Origin of the sequence: Pseudoalteromonas sp. 1CM17D (assembly GCF_023161805.1) — a bacterium.
GTDB lineage: Bacteria > Pseudomonadota > Gammaproteobacteria > Enterobacterales > Alteromonadaceae > Pseudoalteromonas > Pseudoalteromonas atlantica.
The window spans coordinates 306,203-322,838 of sequence record NZ_JALNTP010000001.1 but is presented as its reverse complement, the minus strand read 5'-3'; the positions used below and the strand labels follow the sequence as shown (position 1 = coordinate 322,838).

The window sequence follows — 16,636 nt, the reverse complement described above, 5'->3', positions numbered from 1 at the left end:
TTACCCCTAAATTGAATATTTTAAATTGAAAGAAACGTAGTCACGATCTGAGAAAGTATTGATATCGCCACCACCCCAAAATGAGTTGTAGCTCACATCAAGTGACCATGCATTTTGGTAATTAAAGTTCATCGTTACACCCAACGATTTACGGTCTTCAATAAACAAGAACATAGGATCAGGTGTGTTACCGTTTACATCATGAGAAAATACAAATCGTGGAGAGAAGTTAATGCCATTGTAAAGGTTAAAGTAATCACCTTTAGCAATTAGGCGGTAACCCCAAGATGATGCCGTTGCAAACGACTTTTCTTCTGGGCCATTAGAAAGGCCTAGTTGTAATGTTGTGTAGTCAGTAGTGCCTGGGCCTGTGATCACACCGCTTCGACCTGTACCCGACACATTTAAACGCATTTCGTCGTAATCAGGCATATCATGAATTTTAACAGCACCTACTTCACCTACTACAGCCCAGCTATCAGCACCTAATGACGGGCCAAATAAATGTGTTGCAGTAAACTGAATTTGTGATGTGTCGCGTTCAATATAACCTTGTGCAACTTCACCTGCCGCTACAGAGCTAATCGCATCACCAAAACTCATTTGCGAAATACCCGCAAAGTCTGGGCGAATACCGGCAAGCGCCAATTGTTCAGGCATGGCGGTATAAAGTAGCTCTACATCGTCTATTTGTAATGGTTCGTCTTTACGAAATGCAAACTCACCAGCAAACGCGGTTTCACCAATTGTGGTGTTAAAGCTTAAACCGTAAAGTTTAATATCTTCTGGGTAATCATTTTCTGCTTTTGAAAACGCAACTAAATCTGCCACGTTGTCATCTGTAATTTCTGTTGTTGCAATCATCGCTAAATCTTGTGCGATGGCAGCTTGAGAAAAGTTAGATACACGACCAGAAATTAGCGGACGTCGACTATGGTAATTAACGTGGTATAACGCCACTTCTGTGTCGTTCCACTCTGGTAAAAATACACCTAAACGTAAACCATATTGGCCGCCGTCATCTGGCTCTGTTTTACCGTTATCGCCTTTACCTTTAAGCGCAACTTTAGTTGGATGAGCTAAATACATGTTTGCAAGCAGGGCTTGGCCTTCAGCACTTGTTGGGTCAATACCCTGTGCAGCGGCTACCTGAGCAAAATTAGTATAAAGGTTATTAAGGCTGTCGGTTAAAAAGGCCATATCAATGTCAGGGTTAGAAGTAAAACCTAACTGTACATTTTGCTGATAGCCGTTTTCTGCTGCAAAGTCATTGGTAGAAAAATAAGTACCCGCAGCCGGTAGGCGTGTTTCATGCCATTGGTACTGATAAAAACCTTCTAAAGTAATATTTTCAGTGATCCCTAATGACGCCCAAAGCATACCTACAGGAATAAATGCTTCTTTAAGCTCAGCACCTGGCGCTTTTAAGCGGTCAATATCGACCGGGTTTACGTTAATACCATGAGAGATAAGTGTACTCTCACCCCAGTTAACTACTTGTTGACCTAGGCGAATTGACAGCGGGTTATTGCCATCGTTTAAGTCAAAATTTGCCCAAACGTAGGCATCTAATAAACGAATGTCGGCACAGCTTTGCTCTTTTGTGTCGTCATCATCACATGGATCTACGCCTTGTCCTGAGGTTGGGTTAACGTAGGCTCTATCACCATCCATTAACTCAAAATCGTAAAAGTACATAAAACGTGTGAATAAGCCGTAGTTATCTTTACTAATTGAAAGGTCGTGTGTTCCTTTCAATAATTTTGAAAACGAATCACCGCTATCAAAATTAAGATTACCTGCATCGCCATTATTAGAGTAAGAGCCTGGTTGAGCCCAAACATCTTGAGAAGAATAAATTGTATTTAATGAAGGATTATACCCAGTCCAATCAAATGCAGGATTATTGCTTTTACCAATAATGTCGAAATCTCTGTCTTCAACACGGACGCTTTGACCATAGGAAAAAGTTGAGTCGAAGGTGACATCAAAGCCCCCTACCTCAAAATTTGCTGCATTCGCTGCTGCAGATAAACCTAAGCTTGCGGCTGCTAAACCTATAGCTATTTTGTTTTTAACAAAAAGCGATCTTCTTATCATTGTGTATCCCCCCTGTCGTGGGTAATTATGTGTGATCAAGTTATTGTTTTTAGTGTAATCTTAACGATAGAAGCGATTATAAAAAATTACAAATGGTCGCGTTCAATCAATTATTATATTTTTTGAGCTGACGTTTACGTATTGGTAAGACGTCATACCAGATAATTTATACACGTAAATTAACAATAGAACAAATTGAATTAACAAAAAGATAATATTTTTATGTATCTATAACATAAAAACAGCAGGTTAGGCGATACGTTCGAGGCGAATAAATTTATTCTCGGGGGTAAGTAAAAGTCTAAAACGCCCTCTTATTCCTATAGATGAAATGTAAGGGCGTAAGTGCGAGGCGGCAAAACGTATTGTTTTACCGTTATCCTCAACCACTTGTACTGAGCTAAAACGACCATGGTAGTAGTCCATGCATTTGTTATAGCTCAGGTGTAAAGAGAAGTAATACTCAATCATTTAATTAAGCGCTTTTTCAACCTTTTCAAATAAATCAGCACTTAATCCTTCAAGGTTTGCTAAGCGTTGCAACTGTGCTTTCATTGCTTGAGCACGGGTGGTGTCAAAGCGTTTCCACGACATGAAAGGCGTTAACATTCTAGAGGCATTTTGCGGATTAATCGCGTTTAGCTTAATAAGTAAATCACCTAATAATGCGTAGCCTTCACTATCTTTTCGGTGAAATTGTGCGGTATTAAAATGACTAAAGCTGCCCACTAATGCCCGTACACGATTTGGGTTTGAAAAATCAAAGCTAGGATGCGCGTACAACGCTTTTATATTCTCAATAGCATCATCACCAGATTGCATAGCCTGCAGCGCAAACCATTTATCCATAACTAAAACATCATGACGCCACTGGCTATCAAAATGATCTAACAACGTTGTTCTTAACGGGTGTGATGCTTTTACTACCGCACTTAATGAAGCTAAAACATTGGTCATATTCGGTGAATCTGCCGATTTTTTAATAAAGCGGTCAACTTGCTCAGAAGGTATTTTAGCTAAGTAATGTAGACAAACACCTTTAAGCGCTCTTATAGCCACTGCATCTGCATTTATACTGCCATCATCTACTAACGAGCTGTAACAATGTAAAAGCTCATCAGATAATTGCTCGGCAATCTGTTGCTCAAACAACCTTGTGATCGTAATGATTTCGTCAACAGGAATTATGTCAAACTCAGCGGCAAAGGTGTCAAAGCTTGGCAGTTTTATAAGCTCTGCTACCAGTGCTAAATCGCCACTTTGTGCGCTTATTAACACACGGAGTGCATTAATAACGTTTTCACTTAATGTTGCGTGTTCAGGTGCGTTGACTGCTTGCTTAACTGCATTAATAAATAATTGCTGCTGCGCATCCCAACGCGAAAAATCGCTGCGCGCAAAACGCATAATATGCAGTAAATCAGGTTCTGAATTTTGCTGGCTTAAAATACAGGGCGCAGAAAAATCTTCAAGTAGTACAGCCACTGGGCGAGCAGGTATTTGATCAAAGTAAAACGTTTGCGTTGGCGCAGTTACGTTAAGCACGTGGTCGCGTTTTTCACCTTGATAAGTAAGTGCAATACTTTGCCCATTTTCATCTAATAATTCGATGGCAAATGGAATGTGAAGGCTCTTATTATCTGGCTGATTTAGCGGAGCTGATTGCTCAATTGTTAAAGTATAAAGTTGCTTATCGTGATCATAATGCTGTGTTGCATTTAATCGTGGTGTACCAGATTGGCTATACCAACGCTTAAATTGCGTTAAATCTATGCCTGAAGCATCACTCATTGCAGCAACAAAATCATCACAGGTAACCGCTTGGCCATCATGGCGTTCAAAGTAAAGCTGCATCCCTTTTTGAAAGTTAACCTCACCTAACAGGGTGTGCATCATTCTGATAACTTCAGCCCCTTTATCGTACACCGTTACGGTATAAAAGTTATTCATTTCGATAACTTTTTCTGGGCGAATTGGGTGCGCCATTGGCCCCGCATCTTCACTAAACTGATGTGTGCGCATTACCTTAACGGCATCAATGCGGTTAAGTGCGCGTGAGCCTAAATCGCTACTAAATTCTTGGTCTCTAAATACTGTGAGCCCTTCTTTTAACGATAGCTGAAACCAGTCTCTACAGGTAACACGGTTACCCGTCCAGTTATGAAAATACTCATGACCAACAATCGACTCTATCGTGTGATAATCTTTATCGGTGGCGGTTTCTTGGTTAGCCAATACGCATTTACTATTAAATACATTTAGCCCTTTGTTTTCCATTGCTCCCATATTGAAAAAATCTACGGCAACAATCATGTAAATATCTAAGTCATATTCTAAGTTAAAGCGTGTCTCATCCCAATGCATGGCTTTTTTTAATGAGTTAATTGCATGTGGTGTTTTAGATAAATTGCCTTTATCAACAAATAGCGCAAGCTCAATTTCGCGCCCACTTTTTGTTGTGTAAGTGTCTTTTAGTACATCAAAATCACCCGCTACTAATGCAAATAAGTAACTTGGCTTTTTAAATGGGTCTTGCCATTTAGCAAAATGGCGGCCATCAGCTGTTTCACCGCTGTCAATTTGGTTACCATTTGACAGTAAATGCTTAAAGCTTTTATCAGCAATAATCGTCACATCGTAAGTGCTTAGCACGTCAGGGCGGTCTAAAAAGTAGGTTATTTTTCTAAAACCTTGCGCTTCACATTGCGTACAATACGCTCCACCAGATAAATACAAGCCTTCTAAAGAGGTATTTGTATCAGGAGAAATTTCAGTAACAATTTTAAGCTGGCATGTGTGAGGTAAATCATTAATGATTAGGTGCTCACCTTCAATCTTATAATTAGTATAAGCAACATTATCTACTTGCAGCTCCACTAATTGTAAGTCTATGCCATCTAACACAAGCGCTGAGTTTTGATTTGTTGTTCTTTTAAGTGTTAGAAGCGCCGTCACTTTTGTATTTAGTGGTTGTAAGTCAAAAGTGAGTTCAGTGTGCTCTATAGAAAAATTAGGCGCAGTGTAGTCTTTTAAGTATTGCGCTTTTGGCTTTGCTGAAACAGTCATAGTTACTCCAACTAAAGCTCCTTAAAAAAGGAGCTATTTAGATTTAAGCAGGTTGCTTGGGTTCAATGCGTAAAATTTTAATGCCTACGTACGCATAAATAATAGCTAAGAAAGGGTTAATTAAATTAAAGAAAGCATACAGGGCATAGTCAAATGGGTTTATTAATAAAACACTTTGCATGTACGCACCACAGGTATTCCACGGAATTAACGGGCTTGTTATTGTGCCGCCATCTTCTAAAGTACGCGATAAATTAACGGGCTTTAAGCCACGCTTTTTATATTCTTCTTTAAACATACGACCTGGCACTACAATAGCAATGTATTGATCAGCCGCTATTAAGTTTGTGCCCACACAAGTAGCAATGGTTGATGTAATAAGCGAGCCCGTGCTTTTTGCAATTTTTAAAATGCTCTTAACAAAAATATCTAATAAGCCGGTTTTTTCCATAATGGCACCAAACATAAGAGCCGTCATGATCAGCCATGTTGTGGTTAACATCCCTGCCATACCGCCACCACTGAGCAATGAATCCATTTTGTCATCACCCGTGTCGATGCTAAAACCATCGAAAAAAGTCGTCCAAATAATTTTAAAATAACCAACCAACTCACCCTGAGAAAGGTCAATTTGTGTCGCAATTAAATCAGACTGAAACAACATTGCCCACACAGCACCGATTACAGCGCCAATTGAAATAGCCGGAAACGCTGGCATTTTTTTAATAGCTAAAACTAGCAGCACAATTAATGGAATTAACATTTCAAAGCCTATATTAAAGTTCTGCTCTAAAATCGCTGTTATTTCGTCAATCCTGCCGGCTTCGTTAGAAGCCGTTGCATTAAAGCCCATAAATATAAAAATGATTAATGCAATGACAAAGCTAGGAACAGTAGTCCATAACATGTGGTGAATATGTTCAAATAAATCAGCTCCAACAACAGCCGGTGCTAAGTTAGTAGTTTCAGAAAGCGGGCTGAGTTTGTCACCAAAGTAAGCTCCCGAAATAACCGCCCCTGCCGTCACAGTTTGATCAAGCCCTAACCCGGTGGCCACCCCTAAAAGCGCCACACCTATGGTGGCAGCTGTGGTCCAAGAGCTACCTATACTCATTGCAACAATGCCACAAATTAAGCAGCTTGCAGCGTAAAACCAGCTTGGGTTAATAACCTGTAAGCCATAATAAATAAGCGTTGGCACGGTGCCCGACAACAGCCAAGTACCAATTAAGGCACCCACCATTAATAAAATTAAAATAGCCCCCAATGATAAGGTAATACCTTCAATCATGGCTTCTTCAAGCTTTTTCCACGTATAGCCATTTTTTAGCCCTATTAGTGCCGCAGCAAAGGTGGCAAATAATAACGCTATTTGGTTAGGACCTGATGACGAATTATCGCCAAATAAATATACCGCTGCGCCTAAAAGGCAAATTAAAACAGAGATAGGAACAAGTGCATCAAAAAACGAGGCGGGTTTAATCGGTTTTTCTAAAGGCTTCAAAATAGTGACTCCTGCACACCACATATCGTGGCGTGGTTATTTATTATTTTTAGCGTATCAGTGCTTTTTTTAAGCCACAGTAATGTAACTCAATTTAGTAATTCGCGATTATAGCAATTTAGCGAAATTTAGGTAACAAAAAAGGCGCAAAAAGCGCCTTTTAAACGGGGTAAACACGTGTTTATTTTTTAGCGATACGGCCAAAGTTAATGTAATCTTGAGTGATCAGTGCTGCCTCTTCTAAGAAAGGGTCAAGCTCTTCAATTACCTCAGGTACATCATCTAGGTTTTCTATTGGCTCCTTACCTAAACGCTTTAAACGCTCATTAGTGCGCGCTAGAGTACGTGCTTCATTTTCATCTTTTTCTTTAATACGGTCTGCTTCAACTAAAGAAATAGTTTTGCGGTCTTTCTCTTCATTGTAACGGGCAATATCATCAAATACGTAACCAAACTCTGGCTCTGACTTAATACGTACTTCGTGCTGTTTTTCAAGATAAGTGATTACAGGCGTTAAATTACCCTGCCTATTATACTTAGCTCGTACTATGCTATCCCATGGCAATGCATTATCTTGCTTGCTCTCGCCCCACTCTGCTGGGTCTATCGCCGAAGGGAATGAAATATCAGGAATAACCCCTTTATGTTGAGTACTGCCGCCGTTTATACGGTAAAACTTAGCAATAGTGTATTGTACACTACCTAAGTCGTTGTCGTATAAATCGTACGCACGGCCTAAGCCTTTGTGTTGCTGAACCGTTCCCTTACCAAAGGTTTGCTCGCCTATAATTACTGCGCGGCCATAGTCTTGCATTGCAGCGGCAAAAATTTCAGAGGCTGAAGCACTGTAACGGTCAACTAAAACAGTTAATGGGCCATCGTAGTAGGTAATTCCGTCACGGTCTTTTTGCTCTTCAATACGGTTATTTAATGTATGAATTTGTACAACCGGACCTTGGTCAAAAAACAAGCCTGATAGCTGTGTAGCTTCATATAATGATCCACCGCCATTTTGGCGCAAATCAATAATAATACCGTCTACGTTTTCTTCTTTAAGTTTAGCTAATTCAACTTTAACGTCTTTTGAAAGATTGTTGTAAAAGCCTGGGATCTCAATAACACCAATTTTTGAAGTTAAATTTGAATAACTCGCTTCAAATACTTCAGATTTAGCAGCCCTATCTTCTAAACGAATTTTATCACGGGTGATTTCAACTACTTTAGGCGTGCCATGTGCATCAGAGCCTTTAAGATACTGTAAACGTACCTTAGTGCCTTTAGGGCCTTTGATTAAATCAACTACATCATCTAAACGCCAGCCAATAACATCAACAAACTCTTTTTGATCTTGGGCAACGCCAATAATTTTATCGTCAGCTTTAAGCTGCTCTGTTTTATCGGCAGGACCACCTGGAACTAAGCTACGAATAACGGTGTAATCTTCATCTGGGCTTAAAACGGCGCCAATGCCTTCAAGCTCTAGGTCCATATCCATTTTAAATTGTTCTGCGCGGCGCGGCGATAAGTACGACGTATGCGCTTCAATGCTTCGCGCTAGCGAGTTCATTACAATTTGAAATGCATCTTCTGAATTTGTTTGAACTAAACGTTTTTGTGCATTTTTATAACGCTTGGTAAGGACCTCTTTGATCCCTTCCCAATCTTTGCCTGTCATTTTTAAACGTAAGGCATCGTATTTAACGCGTTCACGCCAAATTTCATCAAGCTCAGCTTGCGATGCTGGCCATGCTGAATCTTCACGGTCAAAAAAGTATTCATCGTCTTTATCAAACGTCATTTCTTTATCTAGTAGTGATAAAGAGTAATCATAACGTTCAAAACGGCGCTTTAAGCTTAAGTTAAAAATATCAAACGTAAAGCCAAGCTTACCGGTGGTAATAGCATTATCAAAATCGTTGCGGTATTTTTCAAACGCAGCAATGTCGCTTGCTAAAAACACACTTTTGTTAAAATCAAGGGATTCGATATAACGATCGTACACTTTGCTAGAAAGCCCATCGTTAAATCGAACCGGTGTATAGTGTGAACGAGCAAATAAGTTAGCCACTCGTTTGCTGGCAGTGCCATGTTGACTTTCTTGTTTAAGTACAGGCAAGTCTTCAAGTTTTGCCGCTTCTACTGAAGCGAATAAAGAACCCGAAAACAGGGCAGCAACTAACGGAATGAGCGTAAACTTTTTACTCATACACAACTCCTTAATTTATTTACAACTTAAATAATGTATAAGCTGTCAGCTTTGGTTTTAACTTGCATGCCAGTTACTAATTCAACATGAACTTCGTCTTTGTTTACTTCAGTAATTACCGCATTTACAAGTGCTTGGCCAAGTTTAACCTTAACCTTGTTATTAACCTTGACCTCACTTGCAGGTAAAGGTTCAACTTTTCCTGAACGTTTAGCAGGGGCTGCTTTAGCTGGTTTGTTAGCTTGTGCATTGTTTTTGCTAGCGTGGGCTGGTTTTTTCTTGAAAGATTTAGAATCTGAATCTTGGCGTGGACGCTGTTGTTTTTTGCGTTTTGCCATTTTAGCACGGCTTTCTTCTAGTGCTTTTTGAGCGTGGTCAATGTGCTCTTGCTCAACTTTTTCACCTTGATTGCCATCAAGATCAATACGAAACTCTGACTTAGTCACAGCTTCTAAATAACGCCAGTTAGACGTGTATTTTCTAAGCGCTTGACGTACTTGAGTCTTACTTACTTTTTCAGACCCTTCTATACGCTCGGCAATATCTTTAAAAATACCGACTTTAAGCGGTTTAATACCGTCTTTTTGTTTAAAACATTGTGGAAATTCTTGATAAAGAAATTCCAGCACTTCATTAATATCTTTTAGCTTGTTTGTGGTTTCCATTTTAGAACCTATTTTTCACATCTTTTCATCAAGGGACGAGTCAACGTAGTGTATTACCCAGTCGATTAACTCTTCGAAGTCGGCTTCAAGTACAGCCAAATCACCTCGAAGGTGTTCCCAAATACCATTTATTATTTCATCGATTGATTCACAATCTAAATCATCTGGAAGTTTATCCCAGGCTATGTGAATCAAATCATTGAGCGTTTCCGCTACATGTTCTTCTTCCCCTTCCCAATCGCCTACATCTTGTACTGCGAATAGGTAGTCTTGAACATTTAGCAAGTCTTTCATTATAAGCTTGCCTCTAAGCATTTAACTAATGCTTCAAGACCTGCTTGGTCATCAGTATCAAATCGACCAATAGTTGGGCTATCGATATCAAGAACAGCAACTATTTTATCATTTTTCATGATAGGTACAACAATCTCAGAGTTAGACGCTGCATCGCAGGCTATGTGGCCATCAAACGCATGCACATCTTCAATTAGTTGAGTTTCTAACGTTGCTGCAGCCGTACCACATACCCCTTTACCAACAGGAATACGAATACACGCTGGATTACCTTGAAAAGGCCCAAGCACTAATTCACTTGGCGAATCCATAAAGTAAAAGCCCGCCCAATTTACATCTTCTAATGAGGTAAATAATAGCGCACTTACGTTAGCCATATTAGCAATGACATTAGATTCACCAGCAATTAGTGATTCAGTTTGCTTAACTAATGACTGGTAAAAATCGTGCTTTTGCATACCAAACTACTTCTTATTAAACAGACAGTAGCTAAAGGTACTCTTTGTCGTGAAAAATTGAAACCTTTTACAGGCAAAAAAACAGAAATAGCGCCGTTTTTCAGCACGCTTGATTAATATTTCTGCAATTATTTTTTTGATGTTTTACGCAGGCCAAATAAAAATAGTCCTGCGGCAAAAGCGGCCATTACACTATTAATTAAAAATATCTCGCCTGTTGTAGCACTGAGTAAATAACTAAATATTGCACCACCAAGCAGACCAAGTGTTAATACACCTGAATAATTCACTTTTGCATACTTAAACATAAGCAAATAACCCGGTACGACAAAAGCGGCCATAGTAAGCCCAACAATATGTGCGTTCGCGATTGCACTCATAAGTAGTTGTAAAAAAATGGTAACCGCATCGCCATTCATAGTGAGCCCATAATAAAGGCCAAGTAAACTACCAACAATCACAGGGGATAATAAAGAAAGCGCGACACTTTTGGCTAGTTGATGTTTCATATAAGTTCCTAATTACACACTACAAACATTATCTTAAGCATGCACCAAGTTCTTAAGGTTAGAAACAGAGACTATGGTCGTAATTTATGATGGGAAAACAAGCACTCTTTAAACTGCTATAACTAGGCATTTTAATTTTATAAAAATATACCTTAGCGTTTCTAGCAAAGGTATTTAACCCCCTTTGCAAGGTGTGATAATTTCAAGATTTAATTTATGTTGGGCTGTTTAGTGAGTGGGTTTAATAATGTTTTGCAAATGATTTTAATAAATGGTTTTGCTAACAAAAAACAAACACGCATTGTGCTGCCAGCCCACGCTTACTTTGAGCTGCTTAGCCGCCTATAAGACAAAGTTCACTACCTTATAGGCGCTATCGTCAATAAAACCTAACCTTTAGATTGCAATATTAAATACGTCGTAGGTATACAGCACAGTAAAGCTGCAAAAGTGATGATCTATCGTTAATTGTGTCAAAAGGTTGAAATACAAATAAAACAAACAACGTTACCAACGAGAGCATCATTGTACGATAAACAATAAGCTTTCTTGAAGGTAAATCATCCTTGAGACACAACATACTATTTTAATTAGCAACTTTAATATCTAAAAAATAAAAAGTAGTACATCAATATGTTAATAATCTATTAATAGCGGCTAATAGCAAACCGAAATGGGCAAATAAGCGAGGAAACCTAAGATGGCCTGATAATAAAGCGTAAAAACAAAAAAGCCCGCTAAAAGCGGGCTTTAATATAATGGTGGAGAGATAGGGATTTGAACCCTAGATGGGCTACAAACCCATGCCGGTTTTCAAGACCGGTGCATTCGACCACTCTGCCATCTCTCCGAAAGTGCTATAAATTACAAGTAAGAGTGTACTCATAATTATTGTAATAAGGTGGTGGAGAGATAGGGATTTGAACCCTAGATAGGCTACAAACCTATGCCGGTTTTCAAGACCGGTGCATTCGACCACTCTGCCATCTCTCCGCACGGCCTGCATAATAGGGAAACCCATTGGCTTTGTGAAGCTTTTTTTTAAAAAAATTGTTTAAGTGCTTAAAAAACAATTAATTTGTTTAAAGATAAAACAAATAATTTCTTTTTGATGCTTTAATGAACTTTAATTAAAAAATAACACTCTATTGATCTACAAAGGTTTGCCCAAACATATAAGAGTTGGTAATCTAATTTTAGTTAAATTATCGAAACAAACATGTTTCACTTAAAGGAGCTCTACAATGGCATTTAATCATTCGTACAATACCGCTAAACCGGTAATGTCGACCATTGAAACAAACAAGGTACTTAAAAACACCTATTTCTTACTGGCCATGACATTAGCATTTAGTGCTGTTACGGCGGGTATTTCAATGGCATTACAATTACCTTACTTTATGGGAATTGTGTTCACACTGGTTTCGTTTGGTTTATTATTTGTTGTAAACAAAAAAGCAGACTCAGCCTCAGGCGTGTTTTGGGTGTTTGCTTTTACAGGCTGTATGGGCGCAGGCCTTGGCCCACTACTTAACTATTATGCTGCTATGCCTAATGGCCCTATGCTTATTATGCAGGCGCTTGGTTCTACTGCATTAATATTTTTTGGTCTATCGGCTTATGCATTAAACACTAAAAAAGACTTCTCATTTATGGGTGGTTTTTTAACAGTAGGCTTACTAGTGGTTATTGTTGCAAGCATAGTTAACATCTTCATTGGCAGCTCGCTAATGTTTATGGTGCTTAACGCTGCTGTTGTGTTAATTATGTCTGGCTTAATCTTATTTGATACTAGCCGTATTATTAATGGCGGCGAAACTAACTACATTCGCGCGACGGTCGCTCTATACTTAAACGTATATAACCTATTTACTTCTTTACTGCACCTTCTTGGCGCAAGTGATGACTAATTAAATAGTTCTGTTAAAATAGCCCCTTTATTGGGGCTTTTTTATTGGAATTGTTTTGGCGCGATTTGTTCTTTCTTTACATACTCCTCCTTCAGATCATGACTCAACGCAACGTATTATAAAGTTTGCGAATGCATGTTTAGCACAAGGCCACACCATAGATGCGATATTTTTGTATCAAAATGGGATTTATCACGCATCAGCTAACTTTGAGCTAGCCTCTGACGAGCTGCAAATTCCTACGCAATGGCAACAACTTGCAGATAAAAACGTCAACTTAATGCTATGTATTACTGCAGCAGAAAAACGTGGCTTAAACACAAGCCAAACAGGTGTGTTTACTGTAGCCGGCCTTGCAGAATTTGCCATGCTAGCGAGTGATGCAGATAAATGGATACAGTTTAAATGAAAAACGTTTTAGTAATGAGCCAATCCAGCCCCTTTGATGAGCTTAATACCCGCGATGCCCTAGACATGGCACTGATATTTGCCGCAGTTGATCAAAATATTAGCTGGCTATTTAGCGGCCCTGCAGTGCTTGCTTTAAAACATAATCAATCAACACAGCAACTTGGTGTAAAAGATTTTTTTAAAAACATCAAAATGCTTGAAATCTATGAAGTAGAAAACATATATGTATGTGAAAAATCGTTACTTGATTATAACTTAAACAAATCTCAGTTAATTATTGATTCAACCAGCCTCAATTACACTGAGCAACAGCAGCTGATCGGCCAGCAAGATTTTGTGGTGAACCTATGAGTACATTACACATTTTTTCAAAGCCACTGGCTTATTACGACTCTACTCAGCTTGAAAACTTAATTAAAGACACTGATAAAGTACTCCTTGTTGGTGATGCCTGTTATGCCGCTAAGCAGTATTTTCAATTAAACGATTCATTATTGTTGCTTTTAGAGGATGCGCAGGCACGCGCAGTTAAACTAAGCCCAGGCCAAACACTTATTAATTACGATGAGTTTGTTGCCCTTACTCTATCTACTAACCAATCTATTACCTGGTAATCCATGCTTGAATTTAATAATCAACAAATCGACACTGATAAACAAGGCTACTTGCTAGATTACACCTTGTGGACAAAAGAGTTAGCCCCCATTATCGCCGAGCAAGAAAACATTATCTTGAGTGAACAACACTGGGAAGTGATTAATTTTGTGCGCAATTTTTACTTAGAATATAACACCAGCCCAGCAATAAGAATGCTTGTTAAAGCAATGGCTAAAGCGCTTGGCGAGGACAAAGGCAATAGTATTTATTTGTATAAATTATTTCCCAAGGGGCCTGCAAAACAAGCCACAAAAATTGCTGGCTTACCCAAGCCCGCTAGGTGTATTTAATGGCGAACAAACCAATGCATAATCGCGCAAGTAAAAGTACCACTAAACGAACCACGGGTAGAACTTACTCACGCAATTCACTCACTAAAAAAAGCACAACTTCGCGTGAAATTAAACCCGCTATAGCGCCTAAAGATAGAAAAATTGTTTTATTTAATAAACCTTACGATGTGCTTTGCCAATTTACAGACGATGCCAATAGAAAAACCTTGGCTGAATTTATTCCCATTAAAGATGTATACGCTGCAGGCAGACTCGACCGTGACAGTGAAGGCTTGTTACTTTTAACAAACTGCGGAAAGCTTCAAAATACCCTTACCGCACCGAATAAAAAAACCAATAAAACCTATTGGGTGCAAGTTGAAGGCGAGCCTAGCGCAGAGGCAATTAATGCCCTGTGTAAAGGTGTTGAACTAAAAGATGGGATGACCTTACCCGCAAACGTAAAAATTATTGACGAGCCAAAACTTTGGCCTCGCGTGCCGCCGGTAAGAGAGCGAAAGTCGATTCCTACAACGTGGTTAAGTATTACAATTAATGAAGGACGTAATAGGCAAGTTCGTCGTATGACCGCCCATGTTGGACACCCTACATTAAGGCTTATTCGCTACAGTATTGGCAATTACACGCTAGATGGCATAAACAGCGCACAGTACAGTGTTATAAAAGGTGAGGTAAATGCATAAACCCCATGTAACGGTGGCTGCTGTAGTAAAAAAAAGAGAGCATTTTTTACTGGTAAAAGAGCGAGATAAATTTACTTCTAATATTTGTTATAACCAACCTGCCGGCCATTTAGAACTAAACGAAACACTGGCTCAAGCAGCCAGCAGAGAGCTTTTTGAAGAAACAGGTTTGTCCCTAACGCCCACTGGCTTAATCGGTATTTATAACTTACATGCGGCTAATGGGGTGCATTACTTACGCTTTTGTTTTATGTTTGATGGCACTCAAGTCACCACTGAGCCCTGCCCAAAAGATGCAGATATAATTAGTGCCAACTGGCACAGTTTAGAAGACATAAAAGCACTGCCTCTAAGAAGCCATTTAGTTTTAAAATGTATTGAAGACAGCCTAAACCGCCCTATTCAAGACGTAGACTTTATTTACGGCGATAATTAAACATCTGCGCTTTATATAATTCTCAAAACTATATAAATAGTCCAAGGCTATAAATTAACTTAATGCTAAACAATTTCGTCCTTGCCTTTTTGAATAATAAAGTGCGCTGTCGGCGGCCTTAATAAACTCTTTTTGATCGCAACTATCCTCTTTATTAATTGCGTGAATACCTATGCTCAGGGTTAAGTAGCCGGTAAAGCTGTCTTCATGAGGGAGGTGCAGCTCTTCGATTGCTTTTTGAATATGCTCAGCAATAAATAAAGCCCCTTGTTTATCGGTTTGAGGCAGCAATACAACAAATTCTTCTCCGCCATAACGCGCCACAAAGTCCTCGGTGCGACTTACCGTACACGCTATTGCTTGCGCCACGTTATACAAACATAAATCACCTTCAACATGCCCGTAGCGGTCGTTAAATAGTTTAAAGTGATCAATATCGATTAAAATAATCGCCAAATCGTCACCACACTCAACGGCTTTTTCAAACTCTTTACTTAGCTTTTCATCAAAACGACGTCTATTTGCTATTTGTGTTAGCGAATCTAAAAATGCCATGTCGCGTAAAATATTTTGATCTTCTAAACGCTTGGTCGCATCATTAAATACAGCAATATATTCATCGCCCAAATTGATTCCAGATACTTCCATGGTAATTGTATTACCGTTTTTACAAGTAACATGGTAATCATGCGCGGGGATGTCGTGCCCTGTTTCATTGCCAATTTCTAACGCCGATTGCCACGTTTTTTTCACGGCCTCTCGATAGTGAGGATCTGGGTATGCATTAACCCACCACAGCTCTAAGTTAGGTAAGTCATCAACGGTATAACCAAATACATCTATAAAGCGCTGATTAACTCTAATAATATCACCGGTTTTGGCACACACATTAGAGATAGGCATAGGCAAAATAGTAAATAAATGGGCGTAGTGGCTCATCTCGTGGCGCTTCATAGGATGATGCATTTTTTTAGAAAGGAAACTGTATGGCGCATCTTCTTTTTCATTAGAAAGCGAATTATCCATACTTAATGCAAAATACCATTCATCCCACCAGCGTTTCATAGTCTCAAACAAGGCAGTTTCTGACTCGTCAACTAATTCAAAAGAACTTGAGACAGCATTGAAAATCTCATCAATAGGACTGTTTTGCTTGGCATCTGAGGGTAAAGTGTGCTCAAAAACTTCATGAAAAAGCGTATACGTATCACGTTTTAAGTCGCTTGTAGGCATTATGAGCAACTCATTTAGTTCATCGCGTGAGTTTGCAGCATAATATTGTATTAACGTTGAAAGCTTTTTTACCTGGAAGGCGTAATTCATATATTCATTCCGTTGAAAATATTTTTATAATAAAAAAGTGAGTCTAATAAGCTAAATCTTACTGGCAGCTGAATTTACAATCAAGAACAAGGTAATAAAAGCATTATTATCATTTAATAGA

At 39.0% G+C, this 16,636-nt stretch carries 17 protein-coding genes and 2 tRNA genes; 7 read left to right on the top strand and 12 right to left on the bottom strand.

Annotated features, from left to right (window positions below):
- Nucleotides 1–6 precede the first annotated feature (6 nt).
- The 11 genes from MSC25_RS01440 to MSC25_RS01390 all read right to left on the bottom strand — a co-directional run bounded on the left by MSC25_RS01440 (nt 7) and on the right by MSC25_RS01390 (nt 11,795).
- Entirely contained in the window at nt 7–2,100 is a 2,094-nt protein-coding gene (locus MSC25_RS01440) for a DUF1302 domain-containing protein (RefSeq protein ID WP_004586707.1), read from the bottom strand.
- 249 nt (nt 2,101–2,349) lie between these two features.
- A complete protein-coding gene (locus MSC25_RS01435) occupies nt 2,350–2,571 on the bottom strand; it encodes a DUF2835 domain-containing protein (RefSeq protein WP_024033528.1) in 222 nt (73 codons plus the stop codon).
- Nucleotides 2,572–5,166 carry an aminopeptidase N gene (pepN, locus tag MSC25_RS01430; RefSeq protein ID WP_248442230.1) on the bottom strand — a complete coding sequence of 865 codons (2,595 nt, stop codon included), beginning with the start codon at nt 5,164–5,166 and terminating at the stop codon, nt 2,572–2,574.
- Between the two features lie 43 nt (nt 5,167–5,209).
- A complete protein-coding gene (gene nhaC, locus MSC25_RS01425; protein WP_173644030.1) occupies nt 5,210–6,670 on the bottom strand; it encodes a Na+/H+ antiporter NhaC in 1,461 nt (486 codons plus the stop codon).
- 181 nt (nt 6,671–6,851) lie between these two features.
- The gene (prc, locus tag MSC25_RS01420; protein ID WP_248442228.1) at nt 6,852–8,876 is read right to left on the bottom strand and encodes a carboxy terminal-processing peptidase; all 2,025 of its coding nucleotides are present in this window, start codon (nt 8,874–8,876) and stop codon (nt 6,852–6,854) included.
- A 26-nt stretch (nt 8,877–8,902) separates the two neighbouring features.
- Entirely contained in the window at nt 8,903–9,541 is a 639-nt protein-coding gene (gene proQ, locus MSC25_RS01415) for an RNA chaperone ProQ (RefSeq protein ID WP_004586712.1), read from the bottom strand.
- A gap of 15 nt (nt 9,542–9,556) precedes the next feature.
- A complete protein-coding gene (locus MSC25_RS01410) occupies nt 9,557–9,835 on the bottom strand; it encodes a hypothetical protein (protein ID WP_004586713.1) in 279 nt (92 codons plus the stop codon).
- Nucleotides 9,835–10,293, bottom strand: coding sequence for a GAF domain-containing protein (locus tag MSC25_RS01405; protein WP_004586714.1), 459 nt, complete (start codon nt 10,291–10,293; stop codon nt 9,835–9,837). The genes MSC25_RS01410 and MSC25_RS01405 overlap by 1 nt, the downstream gene beginning before the upstream one ends.
- Nucleotides 10,294–10,421: 128 nt before the next feature.
- A complete protein-coding gene (locus MSC25_RS01400; RefSeq protein ID WP_024033524.1) occupies nt 10,422–10,802 on the bottom strand; it encodes a hypothetical protein in 381 nt (126 codons plus the stop codon).
- A gap of 759 nt (nt 10,803–11,561) precedes the next feature.
- Nucleotides 11,562–11,652 (bottom strand) — tRNA-Ser (locus tag MSC25_RS01395).
- Between the two features lie 52 nt (nt 11,653–11,704).
- A tRNA-Ser gene (locus MSC25_RS01390) sits at nt 11,705–11,795 on the bottom strand.
- A 251-nt stretch (nt 11,796–12,046) separates the two neighbouring features.
- Between MSC25_RS01390 and MSC25_RS01385 the strand changes: the two genes are divergently transcribed.
- Genes MSC25_RS01385 through MSC25_RS01355 form a run of 7 tightly spaced genes read left to right on the top strand, consistent with a single transcriptional unit; the run spans nt 12,047 to nt 15,192 of the window.
- Nucleotides 12,047–12,712, top strand: coding sequence for a Bax inhibitor-1/YccA family protein (locus tag MSC25_RS01385; protein WP_004586716.1), 666 nt, complete (start codon nt 12,047–12,049; stop codon nt 12,710–12,712).
- A gap of 55 nt (nt 12,713–12,767) precedes the next feature.
- On the top strand, nt 12,768–13,121 hold the full coding sequence (tusD, locus tag MSC25_RS01380; RefSeq protein ID WP_096041640.1) for a sulfurtransferase complex subunit TusD: 354 nt from the start codon (nt 12,768–12,770) through the stop codon (nt 13,119–13,121).
- Nucleotides 13,118–13,474 carry a sulfurtransferase complex subunit TusC gene (gene tusC / locus MSC25_RS01375; protein ID WP_096041639.1) on the top strand — a complete coding sequence of 119 codons (357 nt, stop codon included), beginning with the start codon at nt 13,118–13,120 and terminating at the stop codon, nt 13,472–13,474. The genes tusD and tusC overlap by 4 nt, the downstream gene beginning before the upstream one ends.
- Entirely contained in the window at nt 13,471–13,737 is a 267-nt protein-coding gene (gene tusB / locus MSC25_RS01370) for a sulfurtransferase complex subunit TusB (RefSeq protein WP_054982589.1), read from the top strand. The genes tusC and tusB overlap by 4 nt, the downstream gene beginning before the upstream one ends.
- 3 nt (nt 13,738–13,740) lie before the next feature.
- Nucleotides 13,741–14,070, top strand: a complete 330-nt coding sequence (locus MSC25_RS01365; protein WP_004586720.1) for a TusE/DsrC/DsvC family sulfur relay protein — start codon at nt 13,741–13,743, stop codon at nt 14,068–14,070.
- Complete coding sequence (locus MSC25_RS01360) at nt 14,070–14,756, top strand: pseudouridine synthase (protein ID WP_096041638.1); 687 nt, start codon at nt 14,070–14,072, stop codon at nt 14,754–14,756. The genes MSC25_RS01365 and MSC25_RS01360 overlap by 1 nt, the downstream gene beginning before the upstream one ends.
- Nucleotides 14,749–15,192, top strand: a complete 444-nt coding sequence (locus tag MSC25_RS01355) for an NUDIX domain-containing protein (RefSeq protein WP_248442225.1) — start codon at nt 14,749–14,751, stop codon at nt 15,190–15,192. The genes MSC25_RS01360 and MSC25_RS01355 overlap by 8 nt, the downstream gene beginning before the upstream one ends.
- Before the next feature lie 54 nt (nt 15,193–15,246).
- Here MSC25_RS01355 and MSC25_RS01350 read toward each other — a convergent pair whose 3' ends face one another.
- Complete coding sequence (locus MSC25_RS01350) at nt 15,247–16,515, bottom strand: diguanylate cyclase (protein ID WP_248442223.1); 1,269 nt, start codon at nt 16,513–16,515, stop codon at nt 15,247–15,249.
- Between the last annotated feature and the right edge of the window lie 121 nt (nt 16,516–16,636).